The organism is Streptomyces sp. NEAU-sy36, assembly GCF_013423905.1.
In the GTDB taxonomy this organism is placed as follows: Bacteria; Actinomycetota; Actinomycetes; order Streptomycetales; family Streptomycetaceae; genus Streptomyces; species Streptomyces misionensis.
The window spans coordinates 7,906,393-7,927,098 of sequence record NZ_CP058977.1; the positions used below are offsets into that span (position 1 = coordinate 7,906,393).

At 71.2% G+C, this 20,706-nt stretch carries 19 protein-coding genes; 7 read left to right on the forward strand and 12 right to left on the reverse strand.

Features of this window, described 5'->3' with window-relative positions; all coding sequences use genetic code 11:
• Nucleotides 1-54: 54 nt before the first annotated feature.
• The 5 genes from ftsH to dacB form a co-directional block, all read right to left on the reverse strand.
• Nucleotides 55-2,094 (reverse strand): ATP-dependent zinc metalloprotease FtsH, encoded by a 2,040-nt coding sequence (gene ftsH, locus HZZ00_RS34745; RefSeq protein ID WP_180330017.1) that lies wholly within the window; start codon nt 2,092-2,094, stop codon nt 55-57.
• Nucleotides 2,095-2,310: 216 nt separating this feature from the next.
• Nucleotides 2,311-2,871: a hypoxanthine phosphoribosyltransferase gene (hpt, locus tag HZZ00_RS34750; protein WP_070022462.1), complete on the reverse strand. Its 561-nt coding sequence runs from the start codon at nt 2,869-2,871 to the stop codon at nt 2,311-2,313.
• A gap of 89 nt (nt 2,872-2,960) precedes the next feature.
• Nucleotides 2,961-4,058 carry a tRNA lysidine(34) synthetase TilS gene (tilS, locus tag HZZ00_RS34755; RefSeq protein ID WP_180330018.1) on the reverse strand — a complete coding sequence of 366 codons (1,098 nt, stop codon included), beginning with the start codon at nt 4,056-4,058 and terminating at the stop codon, nt 2,961-2,963.
• A 191-nt stretch (nt 4,059-4,249) separates the two neighbouring features.
• Nucleotides 4,250-5,383: a zinc-dependent metalloprotease gene (locus tag HZZ00_RS34760; protein WP_180330019.1), complete on the reverse strand. Its 1,134-nt coding sequence runs from the start codon at nt 5,381-5,383 to the stop codon at nt 4,250-4,252.
• A 129-nt stretch (nt 5,384-5,512) separates the two neighbouring features.
• On the reverse strand, nt 5,513-7,114 hold the full coding sequence (gene dacB, locus HZZ00_RS34765) for a D-alanyl-D-alanine carboxypeptidase/D-alanyl-D-alanine-endopeptidase (protein ID WP_180330020.1): 1,602 nt from the start codon (nt 7,112-7,114) through the stop codon (nt 5,513-5,515).
• 79 nt (nt 7,115-7,193) lie between these two features.
• Here dacB and HZZ00_RS34770 point away from each other — a divergent pair, with 79 nt between their 5' ends.
• Complete coding sequence (locus HZZ00_RS34770) at nt 7,194-7,685, forward strand: inorganic diphosphatase (protein WP_070022518.1); 492 nt, start codon at nt 7,194-7,196, stop codon at nt 7,683-7,685.
• Between the two features lie 113 nt (nt 7,686-7,798).
• A complete protein-coding gene (locus HZZ00_RS34775; RefSeq protein WP_180330021.1) occupies nt 7,799-9,454 on the forward strand; it encodes a threonine/serine exporter ThrE family protein in 1,656 nt (551 codons plus the stop codon).
• Between the two features lie 5 nt (nt 9,455-9,459).
• Here HZZ00_RS34775 and HZZ00_RS34780 read toward each other — a convergent pair whose 3' ends face one another.
• Entirely contained in the window at nt 9,460-10,548 is a 1,089-nt protein-coding gene (locus tag HZZ00_RS34780; protein ID WP_180330022.1) for a DedA family protein, read from the reverse strand.
• Between the two features lie 134 nt (nt 10,549-10,682).
• On the opposite strand from HZZ00_RS34780, the gene HZZ00_RS34785 reads away from it, so the two are divergent.
• A complete protein-coding gene (locus HZZ00_RS34785; RefSeq protein WP_070022456.1) occupies nt 10,683-11,048 on the forward strand; it encodes a YbjQ family protein in 366 nt (121 codons plus the stop codon).
• A gap of 36 nt (nt 11,049-11,084) precedes the next feature.
• Here the strand turns inward: HZZ00_RS34785 and HZZ00_RS34790 are convergent, their stop codons facing one another.
• Nucleotides 11,085-11,846, reverse strand: a complete 762-nt coding sequence (locus HZZ00_RS34790) for a MerR family transcriptional regulator (RefSeq protein WP_180330023.1) — start codon at nt 11,844-11,846, stop codon at nt 11,085-11,087.
• A gap of 179 nt (nt 11,847-12,025) precedes the next feature.
• Here HZZ00_RS34790 and HZZ00_RS34795 point away from each other — a divergent pair, with 179 nt between their 5' ends.
• Entirely contained in the window at nt 12,026-13,432 is a 1,407-nt protein-coding gene (locus HZZ00_RS34795; RefSeq protein WP_180330024.1) for a glutamate decarboxylase, read from the forward strand.
• Between the two features lie 57 nt (nt 13,433-13,489).
• Here HZZ00_RS34795 and HZZ00_RS34800 read toward each other — a convergent pair whose 3' ends face one another.
• The 3 genes from HZZ00_RS34800 to HZZ00_RS34810 form a co-directional block, all read right to left on the reverse strand.
• On the reverse strand, nt 13,490-14,032 hold the full coding sequence (locus HZZ00_RS34800; RefSeq protein ID WP_180330025.1) for a DinB family protein: 543 nt from the start codon (nt 14,030-14,032) through the stop codon (nt 13,490-13,492).
• Nucleotides 14,033-14,141: 109 nt separating this feature from the next.
• On the reverse strand, nt 14,142-15,602 hold the full coding sequence (locus HZZ00_RS34805) for an aldehyde dehydrogenase family protein (RefSeq protein ID WP_180330026.1): 1,461 nt from the start codon (nt 15,600-15,602) through the stop codon (nt 14,142-14,144).
• 75 nt (nt 15,603-15,677) lie between these two features.
• Complete coding sequence (locus HZZ00_RS34810; protein WP_180333830.1) at nt 15,678-16,502, reverse strand: helix-turn-helix transcriptional regulator; 825 nt, start codon at nt 16,500-16,502, stop codon at nt 15,678-15,680.
• Nucleotides 16,503-16,868: 366 nt separating this feature from the next.
• Between HZZ00_RS34810 and HZZ00_RS34815 the strand changes: the two genes are divergently transcribed.
• Complete coding sequence (locus HZZ00_RS34815) at nt 16,869-17,345, forward strand: ATP-binding protein (RefSeq protein ID WP_257585526.1); 477 nt, start codon at nt 16,869-16,871, stop codon at nt 17,343-17,345.
• A gap of 116 nt (nt 17,346-17,461) precedes the next feature.
• Here HZZ00_RS34815 and HZZ00_RS34820 read toward each other — a convergent pair whose 3' ends face one another.
• Nucleotides 17,462-17,731 carry a DUF397 domain-containing protein gene (locus tag HZZ00_RS34820; RefSeq protein WP_046418970.1) on the reverse strand — a complete coding sequence of 90 codons (270 nt, stop codon included), beginning with the start codon at nt 17,729-17,731 and terminating at the stop codon, nt 17,462-17,464.
• A 550-nt stretch (nt 17,732-18,281) separates the two neighbouring features.
• On the opposite strand from HZZ00_RS34820, the gene HZZ00_RS34825 reads away from it, so the two are divergent.
• Together HZZ00_RS34825 and HZZ00_RS34830 are read left to right on the forward strand one after the other, a co-directional pair.
• On the forward strand, nt 18,282-18,809 hold the full coding sequence (locus tag HZZ00_RS34825; RefSeq protein WP_257585528.1) for a hypothetical protein: 528 nt from the start codon (nt 18,282-18,284) through the stop codon (nt 18,807-18,809).
• Between the two features lie 133 nt (nt 18,810-18,942).
• Nucleotides 18,943-19,461, forward strand: a complete 519-nt coding sequence (locus HZZ00_RS34830; RefSeq protein ID WP_180333832.1) for a DUF4232 domain-containing protein — start codon at nt 18,943-18,945, stop codon at nt 19,459-19,461.
• A 20-nt stretch (nt 19,462-19,481) separates the two neighbouring features.
• Here the strand turns inward: HZZ00_RS34830 and HZZ00_RS34835 are convergent, their stop codons facing one another.
• Nucleotides 19,482-20,666, reverse strand: coding sequence for a DUF2786 domain-containing protein (locus HZZ00_RS34835; RefSeq protein ID WP_180330028.1), 1,185 nt, complete (start codon nt 20,664-20,666; stop codon nt 19,482-19,484).
• Between the last annotated feature and the right edge of the window lie 40 nt (nt 20,667-20,706).

Here is a 20,706-nt window from a genome sequence, read left to right on the forward strand (position 1 = left end):
TGGGGGGCGCGGCATTTCATTCCGGGCCGCCTCGGCCGGAAAACGGCCGGTGGGTCAGCTTTCCGGACGGTCCTCCGGGGCCTGGTCCGTCACCGGGGCGGACTCGCCCGCGGTGGACTTGGCCGTGCTGATCGCGGCCGTCGAACCGTTCGCACCGTTGGTCAGCGCCAGCTCCTTCGGGGAGAGCACCGGCGGGCGGGTGGACGGGGTGCGGCGCGAGGAGCCGGTCCAGGCGGGCCGCGGCGGGCGCTTGACGATGGGGGCGAAGATCTCGGCGATCTCCTCCTTGCCCAGCGTCTCCTTCTCCAGCAGCTGGAGAACGAGGTTGTCGAGCACGTCGCGGTTCTCGACCAGGATCTCCCAGGCCTCGTTGTGCGCGGTCTCGATGAGCTTCTTGACCTCTTCGTCCACCAGCGCCGCGACCTCTTCCGAGTAGTCGCGCTGGTGCGCCATCTCACGGCCGAGGAAGGGCTCGCTGTTGTCGCCGCCGAACTTGATGGCGCCGAGCCGCTCGGTCATGCCGTACTGCGTGACCATCGCGCGGGCCAGGTTGGTGGCCTTCTCGATGTCGTTGGCGGCACCGGTGGTCGGGTCGTGGAAGACCAGTTCCTCGGCCGCCCGGCCGCCCAGCATGTAGGCGAGCTGGTCGAGCATCTCGTTGCGCGTGGTCGAGTACTTGTCCTCGTCTGGCAGGACCATCGTGTAACCGAGGGCACGGCCGCGGGACAGGATCGTGATCTTGTGGACCGGGTCGGAGTTCGGCGAGGCCGCCGCGACCAGGGCGTGACCGCCCTCGTGGTACGCGGTGATCTTCTTCTCCTTGTCCGACATGATCCGGGTCCGCTTCTGCGGGCCCGCGACCACACGGTCGATCGCCTCGTCCAGCGCCTTGTTGTCGATCAGCTTCTGGTCGCTGCGCGCGGTGAGCAGCGCGGCCTCGTTGAGCACGTTGGCCAGGTCGGCGCCGGTCATGCCGGGGGTGCGGCGGGCGACGGCGGCCAGGTCGACGTCGGTCGCGACCGGCTTGCCCTTCTGGTGGACCTTGAGGATCTCCAGACGGCCCTGGAGGTCCGGCGGGTCGACCGCGATCTGGCGGTCGAAGCGGCCGGGCCGCAGCAGCGCCGGGTCGAGGATGTCGGGCCGGTTGGTGGCGGCGATCAGGATGACGCCGCCCTTCACGTCGAAGCCGTCCATCTCGACCAGCAGCTGGTTGAGGGTCTGCTCGCGCTCGTCGTGCCCACCGCCGAGGCCGGCGCCGCGGTGGCGGCCGACCGCGTCGATCTCGTCCACGAAGACGATCGCCGGGGCGTTCGCCTTGGCCTGCTCGAACAGGTCGCGGACGCGGGAGGCGCCGACACCGACGAACATCTCCACGAAGTCGGAACCGGAGATCGAGTAGAAGGGGACCCCGGCCTCACCCGCGACGGCACGCGCCAGCAGGGTCTTGCCGGTACCCGGGCGGCCGTAGAGCAGCACACCCTTGGGGATCTTGGCGCCGACGGCCTGGAACTTGGCCGGCTCCTGGAGGAACTCCTTGATCTCGTGGAGTTCCTCGACGGCCTCGTCGCAGCCGGCGACGTCCGAGAACGTCGTCTTCGGGGTGTCCTTGGTGATCAGCTTGGCCTTGGACTTCCCGAAGTTCATCACCCGGGAGCCGCCGCCCTGCATCTGGTTCATCAGGAACAGGAAGACGACGACGATGAGGACGAAGGGCAGCAGGGAGAGCAGGACGCCGACGAACGGGTTCTGCTTGGACGGCGAGACCGTGTAGCCGTCCGGGATCTGCTTGTTCTGGTACTTGGTCTGCAGCGTGCCGGCGATGGTCACACCCTGGTCGCCGATGTAGCTCGCCTGGATCTTGGAGCTGCCGGAGACCTTCTGGCCGTCCTTGAGGGTGACCTTGATGGTCTGCTCGTCGCCCGTGGTCAGTTTGGCCGACTGGACCCTGTTGTCATTGATCGCCGCGACGACCTGGCCGGTGTCCACCGTCTTGTAGCCGCCGGACGAGCCGACGACCTGCATCAACACGACCACGGCAAGGACGGCCAGCACGATCCACATGACCGGCCCACGGAAGTATCGCTTCACGTCCATCCATACGGAGCGGTGCCGCCCCGTCCCTCCTGCCATAGTGAGTTTGATAAGACAGTTCTTCTGACGGTACCCCAGCAATGGTGCCCGAAGCCGCGCGGAGCCGTTTCGACGGCTGGGAAACCCGTCTCTGCAAGCTTCAACGGCACGGGACCCGCCGGGGTTCCCGATCACCTCGCCGGGCTTGGGCCGACTGGCTCAGCCCGGCCCGGTTCCGGTTCAGCCGCCGTAGACGTGCGGCGCGAGCGTACCGACGAACGGGAGGTTGCGGTACTTCTCGGCGTAATCGAGGCCGTAGCCGACGACGAACTCGTTCGGAATGTCGAAGCCGACCCACTCCACGTCGATGGCGACCTTGGCGGCGTCCGGCTTGCGCAGCAGCGTGCACACCTTGAGGGAGGCCGGCTCGCGCGAGCCGAGGTTGTTGATCAGCCAGGACAGGGTCAGGCCGGAGTCGATGATGTCCTCGACGATCAGGACGTCGCGGCCCTTGATGTCGGTGTCGAGGTCCTTGAGGATCCGCACGACGCCGGAGGACTGGGTGCCCGCGCCGTAGGAGGACACGGCCATCCAGTCCATGGTGACCGGGGTGGACAGCGCCCGGGCGAGGTCGGCCATGACCATCACCGCGCCCTTGAGGACGCCGACGATCAGCAGGTCCTTGCCCTCGTACTCCGCGTCGATCTTCGCGGCCAGCTCGGCCAGCTTGGCGTCGATCTCTTCCTTGGTGATGAGCACCTTCTCGAGGTCGGCACCCATGTCTTTCGCGTCCACCCGCATCACTTTCGGTCGTCCCGCACTTACGGCCGTGAAAACGGCCTCCGGCCGGCCCGGTCGGCCGCCGGAGGGTCGCTCCGGGCCGTCGGGACTCAGCCTTGCCGAATCACCAGTCTGCCACCCTGGCGCTGGGCGACGACCCGGCCCGGGAGATTGATGGCTCCCTGGCCCCGCCAGCCGGTGATCAGCCGGTCGACTTCCTCGATGTGGCGGGCGAACAGGGAGCCGGCCGGGGCGCCCGCCTCGATGGCGGCGCGGCGCAGGATCCGGCGGCGCACGGCGGGCGGCAGCGCGTAGAGCTTGGCGCACTCCAGCCGGCCCGCGGCGTCGCGCACCGAGGCCTCGGCCTGGCTGGCCCAGGCGTCGAGGGCGTCGGCGTCGTCGCGGGACAGCTGGGCGGTACGGGCGAGCGCTTCCACGACGCCCTTGCCGAGGGCCTTCTCCAGGGCGGGCAGGCCCTCGTGCCGCAGCCGGGAGCGGGTGTAGGCGGGGTCGGTGTTGTGGGGGTCGTCCCAGACGGGCAGGGACTGGACCATGCAGGCCTTGCGGGCGGTCTGCCGGTCGAGGTGGAGGAAGGGGCGCCGGTAACGGCCGCCGGCCCCCGAGACCGCGGCCATTCCGGACAGGGAGCGGATGCCGGAGCCCCGGGCGAGGCCCAGCAGGACGGTTTCGGCTTGGTCGTCGCGGGTGTGGCCGAGCAGCATCGCGGCGGCGCCGTGCCGTTCGAGCGCGGCGTCCAGGGCGGCGTAGCGGGCGTCGCGGGCGGCGGCCTCGGGGCCGCCGTCGCGGCCGACGTCGACGGCGACGGCTTCGACGGGGTCGAGGCCGAGACCGCGCATCCGCAGGGCGACCTCGTCGGCGCGGAGATCGGAGCCGGGCTGGAGACCGTGGTCGACGGTGATGCCGCCGGCGCGCAGGCCGAGCTTCGGCGCCTCGAAGGCGAGCGCGGAGGCGAGGGCCATGGAGTCGGCGCCGCCGGAACACGCGACGAGCACGAGCGGCGGCGCGGGCGGGGCGCTGGCGGCCGCGGGCGAGGGGACGAGCGGGGAGGGGGGCCGCTCGGCCGTCCGGCCCGGGTGACCCACGGTGGCCGGGTGGCCGTCGCCGGGTGCCGGGAGGTCGTTCAGGATGTCGTGGAGGACGCGGCGGACCGCCAGGCGTATCGCCGCGACCGCAGGATGGGGACCCATGTCCGGTTCCCTTCATGAAGTATCCGGGGGGTGAGCCCGATTCGGTCACTCAGAGTGTGTAGATGGTGACAGAAGCGGGCCGTTCCCCGAGCATTGCACGCCTACGCATGGCTCACGGTCCCTCGGACGGGTGATTGGAGGGGCGTTCGTCTGCCGTCGGCCGGATTCGGTTCACGACCCAGGCGTGTGTTTCACGACTCCGCCGTACGGTGCACCCGCGCGACCCAGTCCGCCGGTTTGGCGATCTCCGCCTTGGTGGGCAGGGTGTTGGGCGAGGTCCACACGCGGTTGAAGCCGTCGACGCCGACCTGGTCGACGACGGCCCGGACAAAGCGCTCGCCGTCCCGGTACTGCTTGAGCTTGGCGTCCAGGCCCAGCAGCTTGCGCAGGGCCTGGTCGAGCCGGGAGGCGCCCTTGGCGCGGCGCTGCTGGAACTTCTCGCGGATCTCGGCGACGGTCGGCACGACGCTGGGGCCGACCCCGTCCATCACGTAGTCGGCGTGGCCCTCCAGCAGGGACATCACGGCGGTGAGCCGGCCGAGGATCTCGCGCTGCGCGGGCGTCTGCACCAGTTCCACGAAGGAGCGGCCGCCGTCGTCCTGCTCGCCCTCGGGCCGGCCGCCGGCCAGCGACTGGGCGGCCTCGCGGATGCGCTCCAGGAAGGTCATGGGGTCGACGTCCGTCTCCGCCAGGAACGACTGGATCTCGCCCTCCAGGTGGTCGCGCAGCCAGGGCACGGCCGTGAACTGGGTGCGGTGGGTCTCCTCGTGCAGGCACACCCACAGGCGGAAGTCGTGCGGCTGCACGTCGAGTTCGCGCTCGACGTGGACGATGTTGGGGGCGACGAGGAGGAGGCGTCCGCCGCCGTTCCCGCCGGCCGGCAGGTCGCGGGTGGCGGGGGCGAAGGTCTCGTACTGGCCGAGGACGCGGGAGGAGAGGAACGACAGCAGCATGCCGAGTTCCACGCCGGTGACCTTGCCGCCGACGGCGCCGAGAACGGCGCTGCCGGGGTGGGCGCCGCGCCGTTCCTGCATCTTGTCCAGGAGCGGTTTGAGGATCTCGCGGAAACCGGCGACGTTGGCCCGGACCCAGCCGGGCCGGTCCACCACGAGGACGGGTGTGTCGTGGCTCTGCTCGGTCTCCAGACGAGTGAAGCCCCGGACGTGTTCCTCCGAGGCCTTCGCGTGCCGGCGCAGCTCCGCGACGACGGCACGGGCCTCGTCGCGGGTGACGTCGGGGCCGGGGCGTGCGAGCCGTGTCGCGGTCGCCACCGCGAGGTTCCAGTCGACCATCCCGGGGGATGCGGTGCCTCCGAAGCCAGTCATGCGTCAACGGTACGTGAGCGCCACCGCTTGGGGCAGGCCGTGGGGGTCGGCCGGGGGCCGTACGGACAAGGTTTTGCGTCGGCGGGGGCGTGAGCCGGCCGGACGGCGCGCCGCGCGGCCCGGTGCCGCTCAGCCGCAGGCGCAGGTGGCCAGCGCGGTGGCGGTCTTGTCCAGGGCGGACTGGGCCGCCATCGGGTCCTTGGTGCCGGAGGCCAGGAAGGCGAAGGTCAGGAGCCGGCCGGAGCGGTCGACGACCGTGCCGGCCAGGGTGTTGACGCCGGTCAGGGTGCCGGTCTTGGCGTGCACGAGGCCGGCGGCGCCGTCGGCGTAGCGGGCGCTGAGGGTGCCGGTGAAGTGGGCGATGGGCAGGCCGGTGAGCAGGGGCCGCAGGCCCGGGTGGTCCGGGGCGCCGGCCTCGACCAGGATCGCGGTGAGGAGGTCGGCCGTGAGCCGGTCGGTGCGGTCGAGGCCGCTGCCGTCGTGGAAGGAGGTCCCGGCCAGCGGCAGGCCCAGCCGCTTCAGCTGCGCGGCGATCGCCTTCGCGCCGCCGCCGAAGCTCGCGGGCTGACCGCTCGCCAGCGCGGTCTGGCGGGCGAGGGCCTCGGCGATGTCGTTGTCGCTGTTGGTCAGCATGCGCTCGACGAGGGCGGACAGCGGCGGCGAGGCGACGGTGGCGAGCGTCTCGGGGTGGCCGGGGGCCTTGGCCGGGGCGGGCGCGGTCGTGGTGATCCCGGCGGCCTTGAGGAAGCCGGCGAACTTCTGCGCCGCGTCCTTCGCCGGGTCGGCGACCCGGGCCACGGGCCCGCTGGCGGAGTCGTCGGTACGGCCCTCGTCGGCGGTGAGGGCGACGACCTGGGCGAGGTTGTCGTTGACGCCGATGGGGTGCTGCGCGGGACCGGTGTAGAGCGAGGTGTCGTAGGCCAGCGTGACCTTGTGGACGCCGCGCTGCCGCAGGGCGACGGCGGTCTTCGTCGCCAGGGTGCGCAGGCTCGCCCAGCCGCCGGCGTCGGCGCGCGCGGTGAGCGTGGGGTCGCCGCCGCCGACGAGCACGAGTTCGCCGCCGGCCGCCGTGAAGGCGGTGCGGGTGGTGAAGCGGTGGTCGGGCCCGAGCGCGTTCAGCGCGGCGACGGCGGTGGCGAGCTTGGTGGTGGAGGCGGGCGTGAGCCCCTTGTCGGCGCCGGTGCCGTACAGCCGTCTGCCGGTGGCCGCGTCCACGACCACCGCCGTGTGGGTGTCGCCGAGCGCGGTGGAGGCCAACAGGGGGTCCAGGACGTCCGCGAGGGGGGTCGCGCCCTTCGCCGGGGCCTGCCTGTCGTCCGCGGGGCCGGTGGCGGGACCCAGGCCCGTCAGGACGGGCGGCGCGCTCGGTGCCGGGCGGGGCTCGCCCGCCGCACCGGCGGCACCGTGATCTGCGCCACCCGCGTGCTCCAGGGCGACCGCCCGGTCCCGCTCGGCCGTACGCTGACCGGTGGCGTCCCACGGCCCCGCCAGGGTCACCACGCCGGCGGCGAGCACCAGGCCGGCGGTGGCGGCGCCCGCGGTGTACTGCAAGGTGCTGGGGGTACGCGGACGGGGGAGGTCGGCGAGCAGCGGTCGTACCGTGGACACAAGCCGCGCGACCTGCGGTTTCGCCGTCCCGAGGGCAAGCGTGAGGCGCGGTCGTACGGCGTTCGCGAACCGCTTCACCCGCGGTCCCGCGGCCCGCCAAGGCCTGAGCTCCGGCACGACCACCAGCCCCTTTCGCGATCACACACCTGCGTGAGGGACACTTAACCACCAGAACTATGTGCTGATCATGGAGGAGCCACCGGTGGAGTTCGACGTCACGATCGAGATCCCGAAGGGTTCGCGCAACAAGTACGAGGTGGACCACGAGACCGGTCGGATCCGCCTGGACCGTCGCCTCTTCACCTCGACCGCCTACCCGACCGACTACGGCTTCGTCGAGAACACCCTCGGCGAGGACGGCGACCCGCTGGACGCGCTGGTCATCCTGGACGAGCCGACCTTCCCGGGCTGCCTGATCAAGTGCCGTGCCATCGGCATGTTCCGGATGACGGACGAGGCGGGCGGCGACGACAAGCTGCTGTGCGTGCCGGCCACCGATCCGCGCGTCGAGCACCTGCGCGACATCCACCACGTGTCGGAGTTCGACCGCCTGGAGATCCAGCACTTCTTCGAGGTGTACAAGGACCTGGAGCCCGGCAAGTCGGTCGAGGGCGCCAACTGGGTGGGCCGCGCGGACGCCGAGCAGGAGATCGAGCGGTCCTACAAGCGCTTCAAGGAGCAGGGCGGTCACTGACCCCCGCTCGTGAGACGGGCCGCACACACCCGTGTGCGGCCCGTTTGCATGTCCGCTGAGCGCGCATGCGCATACTGAGGCCAGCGGAAGGTGTCGTTCAGGGACGGTGCGAGGTGACGGAGGCGGAGGACCGCAAGCCCCGGTCTGACGAGGCGCGGTACGACCCGGAGATCACTTCGGAGTTCGCCATCCCCAAGGGGCTCGACGTCCCGAAGACGGTGGCCGAACCGGAGACGACCTCCGAGTTCGCGGTGCCCGAAGGGCTCCTCGCGCCGCAGCCCCCGGGCGCGGAACCGGAGGGATCGGCGTTCAGCACGCCGAGCACGTACAGCACGCAGGGCGGGCCGGCCGCGTTCACGCCGGCCACCGGGGTGCCGCTGGTCAGCCTGATCAAGGACGCCCCGTGGCAGGACCGGATGCGCACGATGCTGCGCATGCCGGTGACGGAGCGGCCCGCGCCGGAGCCGGTGCAGCACGAGGAGGAGAGCGGCCCGGCGGTCCCGCGTGTGCTGGACCTGACCCTGCGTATCGGGGAGCTGCTGCTGGCGGGCGGCGAGGGCGCGGAGGACGTGGAGGCCGCGATGTTCGCGGTGTGCCGGTCCTACGGCCTGGACCGCTGCGAGCCCAACGTCACGTTCACCCTGCTGTCAATCTCGCACCAGCCGTCGCTGGTGGAGGACCCGGTGACGGCGTCCCGGACGGTACGGCGGCGCGGCACCGACTACACCCGGCTCGCGGCCGTCTTCCGGCTGGTGGACGACCTGACCGACCCCGAGACCCATGTGTCCCTGGAGGAGGCCTACCGGCGCCTGGCCGAGATACGGCGCAACCGGCACCCCTACCCCGGCTGGGCGCTGAGCCTGGCCAGCGGGCTGCTGGCGGGCGCGGCCTCGATGCTGGTCGGCGGTGATCTGATCGTCTTCTTCGCGGCGGCGGTCGGCGCGATGCTCGGCGACCGGCTGGCGTGGCTGTGCGCGGGCCGCGGACTGCCGGAGTTCTACCAGTTCACGGTGGCCGCGATGCCGCCCGCGGCGATCGGGGTGGCGTTCGCACTGGCCCACGTGGACGTGAAGGCGTCCGCGGTGATCACCGGTGGGCTGTTCGCGCTGCTGCCCGGACGGGCGCTGGTGGCCGGCGTCCAGGACGGCCTGACGGGCTTCTACATCACCGCCTCGGCCCGCCTCCTGGAGGTCCTGTACTTCTTCGTGGGCATCGTCACCGGTGTGCTGGTCGTCCTGTACTTCGGCGTGAAGGTGGGCGGCAAGCTCAACCCGGACGTGGCGCTGCACACCTCCCAGCGGCCGCTGATCCAGATCGCGGCCTCCATGCTGCTGTCGCTGACCTTCGCGGTGCTGCTCCAGCAGGAACGGTCCACCGTGCTCTGGGTGACCCTCAACGGCGGGGTCGCCTGGAGCGTGTACGGCGCGATGCACTACGTCGCCGACATCTCGCCGGTGGCGTCCACGGCGGTGGCCGCGGGCCTGGTCGGGCTGTTCGGGCAGCTGCTGTCCCGCTACCGGTTCGCCTCCGCGCTGCCGTACACGACGGCGGCGATCGGGCCGCTGCTACCCGGTTCCGCGACCTACTTCGGGCTGTTGAACATGGCCCAGAACCAGGTGGACAAGGGGCTGGTGTCGCTGGCCAACGCGGCGTCGCTGGCCATGGCGATCGCGATCGGGGTCAATCTCGGGTCCGAGGTCTTCCGGCTGTTCCTGCGCGTGGGCTCCCCCGGCAAGCGCAGGGCGGCCAAGCGGACCAGGGGGTTCTGAGCGGCCTACCGGTCGCGCTGGTCGTACGGGTACCCGCCCTGGTCCTGGTGGGGCGGGTACTGGCCCTGGGGCGCCTGGCCCTGCTGCGGATACTGGCGCGGGTCGTAATAGGGCTGCTGCCGCTGGTTCCAGTCCTGCTGCTCGGGCTGCTGGTACTGCGGCTGCTGGGGCTGCTGGTACTGCGGCTGCTGGTACTGGGGCCGAGGCTGCTGGTGGCCGTACTGCCGGCCGTCGTGGCCCTGGTCGCCGTACGCCCCGGTGCCCTGGTCGCCGTATGTCTGGTCGGGGCCCTGGTCGCCGTACCGCCCGCCGCCGTACTGCTGCTGCCCGTACGGCCGCGGCTCGTCCGGCTCGATGCGGCGCAGCCGGGTCGTGGCGTCGTCCATCACCGGGGGCTGCTGCCGGTACTGCGGGCGGGGGGCCTCGGCCCGGGCCGGCTGCGGCCGCTCCTGCGCCCGGTCCTGGGCGCCCTTCTTCTCCTTGCCGCGGGCCCGCAGGTACTCGATGCCGATCGGGACCACCGAGACGAGGACGATCAGGATGAGGATCGCCTCGATGTTGTTCTTGACGAAGCCGATGTTGCCGAGCCAGGAACCGAGCAGGGTGACGCCCGCGCCCCACAGGGTGCCGCCGATGACGTTGAAGGTCAGGAAGGACCGGTACCGCATGCCGCTCACGCCCGCGATGATCGGCGTGAAGGTGCGCACCACCGGCACGAAGCGGGCCAGGATCAGCGACTTGGGGCCGTACTTCTCGAAGAACTCGTGCGCCTTGGTGACGTTCTCCTGCTTGAACAGGCGGGAGTCGGGCCGGTTGAACAGGGACGGGCCGACCTTCTTGCCGAACATGTAGCCCGCCTGGTCACCGAGGATCGCGGCCACGCAGATCAGCGCGATCGCGCCCCACAGCGGGAAGTCCAGCTGGTGCGAGGTGATCAGCAGACCGCAGGTGAACAGCAGCGAGTCGCCGGGCAGGAAGAAGCCGATGAGCAGGCCGGACTCGGCGAAGACTATGAGCAGCAGACCCCAGATGCTGTAGGTGTCGAGCAGGTAGTTGGGGTCCAGCCAGCTCGGGCCGAGGGCGAGTGTCATCACGGGTCCGGGCTCCTGATGGGGGGAAGGGTGGCGGCTACGGTGTCTCGGTACGGCCGCACAAAGCTATCAACGTGATGTGACCGCCCCGGGTTCCCCCAGGTGGCCGCGGGACGACGGGCAGAAAGCGGTGTTCCATGGGACTCGAGGACTTCGGCGGCGGGCAGGGGCCCCAGTCGGACGTACTGGTCGTGACGACGAACGACGTGCCGGGCTACCGGGTGGAGCAGGTGATCGGTGAGGTCTTCGGGCTCACCGTACGCTCGCGGCACCTGGGCAGCCAGATCGGCGCCGGGCTGAAGTCGATGATCGGCGGCGAGCTGAAGGGGCTGACCAAGACCCTGGTGCAGACCCGCAACCAGGCCATGGAGCGCCTGGTGGAGCAGGCCCGCGCGCGGGGCGCCAACGGGGTGCTCGCCTTCCGCTTCGACGTGACGGAGGCCGCGGACGTCGGCACCGAGGTGTGCGCCTACGGCACGGCGGTGGTCCTGACCCGGGAGTGACCCCGGGCCGGGACCGGTCACCGCGCCCGGCCGCCCTCAGGAGGCGTGGCGGTCGGCGTTGGCCAGGATCGCGTCGCGCAGGTGTTCGGCGAGTCCCGGGTGCACCGCGTCGTAGTACGCCTTGAAGCGCTCGTCGGAGACGTACATCTGCGCGAAGCACCGGTGCATCTCGTACGGGACGTCGAAGTAGTACGTGCCGACGTGCCGGCGGTGTTCCTCGGCGAGGTCCATGGCCGCCTCGTCGGCGGGCCGCACGCCGGCGGCCACCAGGGCGGCGTACCGCTCCTGCCAGTCGTCGACCTCGGCCTTGATCCGCTTCCAGTCCTCCTTGGTGTAGGTGGCGGCGCGGCGCTGCGACTCGGCGTACACCTCCGTGTCGCCCCAGCGCGCCCGCGCCTCCTCGCGGTACTGCTCGGGGTCCTTGTCCCCGAACACCTCGAACCGCTCTTCGGGGGTGAGGTCGATGCCCATCGTGCGTGCCTCCATGGCGTGCTCCACGGCCGCGGCCATCCTCTGGAGCCGTTCGATCCGGGCGGTCAGCAGCGCGTGCTGCCGGCGCAGGTGCGCGCCAGGGTCCGCGTCCGGGTCGTCCAGCAGGACCGCGACCTCGTCGAGCGGGAAGCCGAGCTCCCGGTAGAACAGGATCTGCTGGAGCCGGTCGAGATCGGCGTCGGTGTAGCGCCGGTGGCCCGCGTGCGTGCGCTCGCCGGGCACCAGCAGGCCGATCTCGTCGTAGTGGTGCAGGGTGCGCACCGTGACGCCGGCGAATCCCGCGACCTGTCCCACGGAGTAGCCCAACTCTCCGCTCTCCTTCGCTCTTTCGTCGGTACGCGGTCCACCCTGCGGCCTCACGTCACGTGAGGTGCAAGTCCACCCCCGTCCCCGGGGCCGGTGCGGGCGGCTCAGGGTAGGCGTCGGGGTCGTCCCGGATGTCGGGAGGTGCGGTCTTGCGTAGGGTGATCGCGAGGAGGCTGCCCATGGCCCTGCACAAAGGTCCGCAGAAGCACCAGGAACAGGTGATGTCCGTCAACCCGTTCTTCGGGGAGGCGAACCCGGTCGGCGGCATGACCGAGGCCCCGCCCACCCACCGGCTTCCGGACGCCCCGATCCCCCCGGCCACCGCCTACCAGCTGGTCCACGACGAGCTGATGCTGGACGGCAACTCCCGGCTCAACCTGGCCACCTTCGTGAGCACCTGGATGGAGCCGCAGGCCGGGGTGCTGATGGCGGAGTGCCGGGACAAGAACATGATCGACAAGGACGAGTACCCGCGCACCGCCGAGCTGGAGCGGCGCTGCGTGGCGATGCTCGCCGATCTGTGGAACGCACCTGATCCCTCGGCGGCCGTGGGCTGTTCGACCACCGGGTCCAGCGAGGCGTGCATGCTCGCCGGGATGGCGCTCAAGCGGCGCTGGGCGCACCGCAACGCCGACCGGTACCCGGGCGCCCGCCCCAATCTCGTCATGGGCGTCAACGTCCAGGTGTGCTGGGAGAAGTTCTGCAACTTCTGGGAGGTGGAGGCCCGGCTGGTGCCCATGGAGGGCGAGCGCTTCCACCTGGACCCGCAGGCGGCGGCCGAGTTGTGCGACGAGAACACCATCGGGGTCGTCGGCATCCTCGGCTCGACCTTCGACGGCTCCTACGAGCCCATCCAGGACCTGTGCGCGGCCCTGGACGCGCTCCAGGAGCGCACCGGCCTGGACATCCCGGTGCACGTCGACGGAGCCTCCGGCGCGATGGTGGCGCCGTTCCTGGACGAGGACCTGGTCTGGGACTTCCGGCTGCCGCGCGTGGCCTCCATCAACACCTCGGGACACAAGTACGGGCTGGTGTACCCGGGCGTCGGCTGGGCGCTGTGGCGGGACACCGAGGCGCTGCCCGAGGACCTGGTCTTCCGGGTCAACTACCTGGGCGGCGACATGCCGACCTTCGCGCTCAACTTCTCCCGCCCCGGCGCCCAGGTCGTGGCGCAGTACTACAACTTTCTGCGGCTGGGCCGCGAGGGCTACCGGGCGGTCCAGCAGTCGACGCGGGACGTGGCCCGCTCACTGGCCGACCGGATCGAGGGCCTCGGCGACTTCCGGCTGCTCACCCGCGGCGACCAGCTCCCCGTGTTCGCCTTCACCACGGCCGAGCACGTCACGGCGTACGACGTCTTCGACGTCTCCCGCCGGATCCGGGAGAGCGGCTGGCTGGTCCCGGCGTACACCTTCCCGGCCAACCGCGAGGACCTGTCGGTCCTGCGCATCGTCTGCCGCAACGGCTTCTCCCACGACCTGGCCGACCTCTTCCTGGCCGACCTCACCCGGCTCCTGCCCGAGCTGCGCCGCCAGCCCCACCCGCTGACCCGGGACAAGGAGGCGGCGACGAGCTTCCACCATTAGGGCCTCTCCCCCCGGCCGCGGCAGGTGCCCGGCCGGGGCCCTGCCGGGGCCGTCCGGTCACGGCTCCTGCCGCTCCAGGGCGACCAGTTCGAAGGCGGTCTTCCCGTCGAGGGACTCGCGCAGGATGTCGGCGTGACCGGCGTGCCGGGCGGTCTCGCGGATGAGGTGGAGGCACAGCCAGCGCAGCGAGACGCGGCCCTCCGGCGGGAACCAGGGGTCGGGCGGCAGCGGGAAGGTGTCGTCCAGGCTGGGCACGGAGCGGATGTACTTCTCCGTCTCGGCCGCGACCTGCTCCCAGTACGCCAGCTGGGAGGCCACCGTCTCCTCGCCGACCAGCCGGAAGCTCTCGTCCCAGTTCGACTGGTCCCGCCGCACCGCCGGCGGCTCCTGCTTCGCGCGGGCGAGCCACATCTGCTCGACCTCGGCGACGTGCTTGAGCAACCCGCCCAGGGACAGTTCGCTCGCGCTCGGGCGGGTGCGGGCCTGCTCCTCGCTCAGCCCGAGCACGGCCCGGCGGATGCCGCCGCGCTGCTCCTCCAGGAACGCCAGCAGCGCTCCCCGCTCGTCGCCCTGTGCCTCCGCAGCCACGTGCGTGACCATGACCGGCCGCCTCTCCTCGGTTCACCGGGGCGGTCGCCCCGACACCGGAAAAGCTACGGGCCCTTTAGGCCGGATCCTGACCTAAAGGGCCCGTGGGAGCCGGAGCGGTTCAGAACGGGAAGCGGCTGCGGCCGTGCTGGACCGAGATCCACTTGACCGAGGTGAAGGCCTCCAGGGTCGTCTCGCCGTTGAGGCGGCCGACACCGGAGTTCTTCTCACCGCCGAAGGGCACGATCGGCTCGTCGTGCACGGTGCCGTCGTTCACGTGGAACATGCCGCTGTCGATGCGCTTGGCGAAGGCGACGCCCCGCTCGACGTTCCCGGTGTGGACGGCGCCGCTGAGGCCGTACGGGGTGTCGTTGACGATCCTGACCGCCTCCTCCTCGCCGTCGAACGGGACGAGGAAGACGACCGGACCGAACACCTCCTGCTGGAGCAGCGACGAGTCGGCGGGCACATCGGTGAGCACCGAGGGCTCGACCAGGTTGTTGGTGGTGGTGCCGTGCACCAGGGCGGTGGCGCCCTCGGCCAGCGCCTGCTCGACCACACCGGACAGGGCGTTCGCCTGGGCGGAGTTGATCACCGGGCCGATGACGGTCTCCGGGTCGCGCGGGTCGCCGACCTTGAGGGTGCGGACCTTGGCGACGAACTTCTCGGTGAACTCGTCCGCGATCGACCGGTCCACGAGGACCCGGTTGGCGGCCATGCAGACCTGGCCCTGGTGGACGAACCGGCTGAAGACCGCCGCGTCCACCGCGTAGTCGAGGTCCGCGTCGTCCAGCACCACCAGGGCGCTGTTGCCGCCCAGTTCGAGCACCGAGCGCTTGAAGTTGGCGGCGCAGACGGTGGCGACGTGCCGGCCCACCTGGTCGGAGCCGGTGAAGGAGATGACCTTCGGGATCGGGTGCTCGATGAACGCGTCGCCGATCTCGGCGATGTCGGTGACGACCACGTTCAGCAGGCCGCCGGGCAGCCCGGCCTCCTCGAACAGCTTGGCGATCAGGGTGCCGCCGGCGATCGGGGTGTTCTGGTGCGGCTTGAGGACCACGCCGTTGCCGAGCGCGAGGGCCGGGGCGACGGACTTCAGCGACAGCAGGAAGGGGAAGTTGAAGGGGCTGATCACGCCCACGACGCCCACCGGCACCCGGTAGACGCGGTTCTCCTTGCCCTCGCCCGGGGACGGCAGGATCCGGCCCTCGGGGGCCAGCGCCAGGTGGACGGCCTCGCGCAGGAACTCCTTGGCGAGGTGCAGCTCGAAGCCGGCCTTCACCCGGGTGCCGCCGAGCTCCGCGATGATCAGGTCGGATATCTCCTGCTCGCGGTCCTCCAGCAGCCGCAGCACCCGCTCGAACACGGCGCGCCGGACGTACGGGCTGGTCTCGCCCCAGGACTTCTGGGCGCGCGCGGCGGCCTGGTATGCCTGGTCGACCTCGTCGACGGTGGCCACGGTGATGGAGGCCAGCTTCTCGTCGTCGTACGGATTGAAGTCGATGACGTCCCAGGAGCCACTGCCCGGTCGCCATTCACCGTCGATGTACTGCTGGGCCAGGTCGCTGAAGTAGGACGACATGTGATCCCTCAATCACTAGCGGAGCCGGGTCCCGGCCACGGTCTGAGTCTGATCGGGCGTCATCCTACTTGCGGGTCAGGAGAGTTGGAGCAGCCCTCGCAGAAGATCACGGCTCTCGTCCGGGCCCGGGCTGTCCTGCTGCAACTCCTTGAGCGCCTGCTCGTACTGGGCCACGTCCTCGCGCTTGTCCAGGTACAGGGCGCTGGTGAGCTGCTCCAGGTAGACGACGTCGGACAGATCGGACTCGGGGAAGCTGAGGATCGTGAACGCGCCGCTCTCGCCGGAGTGCCCGCCGAAGCTGAACGGCATGACCTGGAGCCGTACGTTGGGCCGCTCCGAGATGTCGATCAGGTGCTGGAGCTGGCCGCGCATCACCTCGCGGTCGCCGTAGGGGCGGCGCAGCGCGGCCTCGTCCAGGACGATGTGGAACTCGGGGCCGCTGTCGGTCAGCAGGTACTTCTGGCGCTCCAGGCGCAGCGCGACCCGCCGTTCGACGTCGTCCGCGCTCGCGCCCTTCATGCCGCGCCGGACCACCGCGCGGGCGTACTCCTCGGTCTGCAGCAGGCCGTGCACGAACTGCACCTCGTAGGCGCGGATCAGGGCGGCGGCGCCCTCCAGGCCCACGTAGGTGGGGAACCAGTTGGGCAGGACGTCGCTGTAACTGTGCCACCAGCCCGCGACGTTGGCCTCGCGGGCGAGGGACAGCAGCGACTGCCGCTCCGCCTCGTCCGTGATGCCGTACAGCGTCAGCAGGTCTTCCACGTCCCGCGTCTTGAAGCTCACCCGGCCCAGCTCCATCCGGCTGATCTTCGACTCGGAGGCGCGGATGGAGTACCCCGCCGCCTCGCGCGTGATCCCCCGCGCCTCCCGCAGTCGCCTGAGTTGCGAGCCGAGCAGCATCCGCCGCACCACCGATCCGGGCTCTCCCGCGCTCACGTTCGCCAGCCTCCCCAACCGTCTTGAGGGCCCGAAGTCTGCCACTAAAACGCTCCGGGCAGTACTCGTACGGTTACGCAAACGGAGAGTACGGGCCCGCTTCGGGCAGGCGGAATACGGGCGGACGGCAGGGTCGGGAGCCGTGACGACCCTCTGGCCGACAGAAAAAATGGCCAAGAAGCGGTACGGGCTTGTCCATTTCGGTCGCGTGCACGTGCATCTGCCCTTGCATCTGCTCTTCCCATCCGAAACCATGGTGCCGCGCCACCGCTGCATCGCTACGACCGCGAATTCCCGGGAGTGCCTCGCATGGGGACGAATGGATCGACCATGCTCAAGCCGTTACGGCAGGGCCTTCCGCCGCTGGATCCCGCGGCCGTGTCCAGTGCCGCGTCCTGTGCTCTGCCGGCCCGGTACGAAGCGGTGCGCGAAGCCCGGCGGTTCACCCGGGACACCCTGGTCCAGTGGGACGTCGGCGAGCGCTTCGACGACATCTGCCTGGTCGTCTCCGAACTCGTCACCAACGCGCTGCGGCACGCGCTGCCCGCGGAGTTCGGGTGCGCGAGCGAGCACACCGCGTCGGTACGGCTGTATCTAATGCGCTGGGCCGAGCGGTTGGTGTGCGCGGTGCGCGACCCGAGCCACGAGTCGCCGGCGCCACAGGACTCGGACGACTTCTCCGCGGAATCGGGTCGCGGCCTCTTCCTCGTCGACTCGTTCGCCGACAGCTGGGGCTGGCACCCGCTCGCGGGCCCGCTGGAGGGCAAAGTGGTGTGGGCGATGTTCCGCCTGGACACCGCGGCCTGACGCAGGCCCTCGCTCTACGCGCGTCACGGCCTCTTTCGGTCCCCGCTCGTCCACCGGGCGGCCCCGCCGGGCCTGACGCGCGGGCGGGCGGGGCCGACCGCGTAGGCTCGGTTCCGTCAGCTCGCTATCAGGTGGTCGAACTCGCCGTCCTTGACGCCGAGCAGCATCGCCTCGATCTCCGCCCGCGTGTAGACGAGCGCCGGGCCGTCCGGGAAGCGCGAGTTGCGGACGGCGACCTCACCGCCGGGCAGCCGCGCGAACTCCACGCAGGAACCCTGTGAGTTGCTGTGCCTGCTCTTCTGCCAGGCCACTCCGTCCAGCTGCGTGGCAGCCATGCCGTTGTACACGTCGTACCCCCCGAACACGCCGTCAACGTCGCGGTCCACAGGTCGCTCCCCGGTGGTGCACTGGCTGGTGTGGCCATAGATGCGGTGGTCAACTGACCTGGATCATAACTCCCGTTCACGTGCACCTGCATGCGCAGATGCACGTGCACGGGGGGTGTTCCCACGGTTACAGCCTTGACGCGCGCTTTACCTGACGATGTGCGGCCCTATGCCGCCGTTCCACCGAAGCTGTCCGAGCGTCTGCCCCGGAGCGGGTATTGCATGCCCCCTCCGCCTTCCGTCCGTGCGCGTCCGCCTCGCCGGCCGAGCCGGCTCGCGGACCGAATTCCTCGTGCACTGGAAGGAGACGCGTTCCGCGCCCTTCCTGTTCCACGCCGGGGCGACCGTCCGCCGCGCGGGACCGGGCGGACCGGCATCCGCACACCGGAAGGACGGCGTCCGCTCGTCGTACAGCGTAAGGGCTCCCCCGCCCCCGGCATCCCGGGTAATTCCCGGCCTGCGACCGAAGTCCGGCGCGCCGACTGCTGGTAGCTTGCTGCGGGCCGTCCGGCCGAGGACGGCGCGGACGCTACTGCTGGGAGAGCCTGACGTGACTTCGGGGACTGCTTCGACCGGTGCACCGGCCGGTACTCGGGTGCGGATCGCGGCCCTGGCCGCCGCGGGCCTGGTGGGCGCGCTGACGCTGACGGCGTGCGGCAGCGGCGGCGACGGCGGCCACACCGCCACGGCGACGCCCTCCGGCACGGCGGGCGCAGGCGCCACGCCGTCCTCCAGCGCGGACGGCTCCGGGGTGACCGGCGCCTCGGACAAGCTCCAGGGCAGCTGGCTGACCACCAACGGCGGCACGATCGTGGCCCTGGTGATCAACGGGAAGCAGGCCGGGATCTTCGCGACCGGCGGGACCGTGTGCAGCGGCACCGCGGGCGCCGAGTCCGGCATGCAGATGATCCATCTCACCTGTTCCAAGGGCAGCAAGGACCGGTCCACCGGCATGGTGGACTCGGTCGACGGCAAGTCCATGAAGGTGACGTGGTCGGGCAAGGTCGGGCAGGAGACGTACACCAAGACGGAGGGCGGCAAGCTGCCGTCCGGGCTGCCGAGTCCCGCACAGCGGTGAAGACGGGTGCGGCCCGGGTGGGCGGTTTCGCCGGGAAGCACCTGAAGCGGTGATTCGGGAGGGGCACGTGAACACGCTCGCCGTCCAGGCGGGATGATGCTGGGGCACCGTCACGACCTCGATGGGACTGTTCATGCGCGCCATTCCGCTCACCGTCACCGCCGTTGCCGCCGCCCTGCTGCTGACCGCCTGCAACGGGGGCGGGAACAACGGCAGCGGCGGCAAGAACAGCTCGGCCTGCCAGATCGGCGGGGTCTCCCTGCAGATCGGGGCGGCGAGCGTGGCGCCGGCGGCGGGTGACACCGGCGAGGTGCCGGTCAGCATCACCAACCAGAGCAAGACGTGCACGCTGGAGAACTTCCCCGCCGTCACCCTGAGCCAGAAGGGCGTGAGCGGGAAACTGCCCGCGCAGAAGGGCGCCACCGCGCAGACGCTGAAGCTCGCCAAGGGTGACGCGGCGACCTTCACGATCAGCTACGTGCGGGGCAAGGACGGGGACGCCACCAGCCTCGCGGCCACCGAAATGAAGATCACCCTGCCCGGCGGCGACTCCGCGCAGACCTTCGCCTGGAAGTACGGCCCGATCGCCGGCCAGGGCGCCCGGAACAAGCCGAACGCCTCCGTCAGCGCCTTCCAGCAGGCCGGCGACTGAGCCCCCTCCGCCCGGAAGCCTCACTCCAGCCGTGGCCGCGCCCTGACCTGGGCGCGGTCGGCGGCCGCCGTGCCCTCCGTCCACCCGGCCGCGTCGCTCACTCCGCGCAGCCGGGTGGTCGTGGTCTGCGGGAACATGTGCTCAAGGCGACCGGTGACGGCCGCCTCACGGGTGGCCAGCACCGGCAGCAGGTCCCGGGTGACCTGGCTCTCCGCGGCGGCCGTGAGCCGGTCGCCGACCCGGTGTGCGTAGGCGGCGAGGAACGACTGCCGGAAGGTCTTGGTGCGCTTGCGTCCGGCGGCGCGCTGACCGGCCTCGGCCTTGGCCATCGCGTGCGTGGCCTGCACCAGCAGCGAGGTGTAGAGCAGCTCGACGGCCTCCAGGTCGGCCTCGAAACCGACGACGGTGGAGAAGCAGAGCGGTTCGTTCCACACCGCACGGCAGTGGTTGGCGGTGGCCACGGCGTCCAGCAGGACGGCCTTGGCCTGCTCGTACGGCGGCTCGACGCCGATCCGGCAGGCTCCGGGCGCGTCCGGCGTGGGCGCCGCGGCGGCGAGCAGCGCCTCGTCGACGCTGTGCCGGGCCATCAGTTCCTGCGCCTTGGCGGTCAGCGCCTCCGCCTCCTCCGGGTAGCCGGTCGCCTCGGCCTTGGCGAGCAGCGCGCGGATGCGGCCGAGGTGCCGGGATGCGGCCGGATCGCGGGGTCGTCGGGTCTCCTCCTCCAGGGGCTCCAGGGCGGGCAGGCGCAGCAGCAGGCGGTACAGCTCCAGGACGGCGGTGGCGTGGGAGAAGCGGTCGGCTCCGCGCGCGGGGCCGTCGGGAAGCTCTTCGAGCTGGGCGGCCCAGCGGCGCCCGCGCGGCCGGTCCCGGCCGGACTGGGCCCGGATCAGGGCGGCGGCCAGGTGGACGTGCGGCTGCTCCAGTTCGCGCCGCACCAGGCGTATGACATCGGCGGGCGCCCAGCCGCGGCGCCACGCGGACGCCACGAACTCCTCGCCGCGCCGGGCGAGTTCGGTGTCCGCGGCGGGGTCCGCGGCGAGCAGGGAGGCGCCCGTGTCGAGGCCGGTGTCGGTGTCGTCGTAGAGCGCGGCCGCGAAGGCCCGCTCGACGGTGCTGGCGGTACTGGTCACATCGCCGATCGTGCCACGCCCCGCCGACAGCGCGGCGAGCGCGATCCACAGCCTGTGGACAACTCTTCCGGCCATCCGCCCGGTGACTGTCAACCATCGGTTGACACACCTGGGG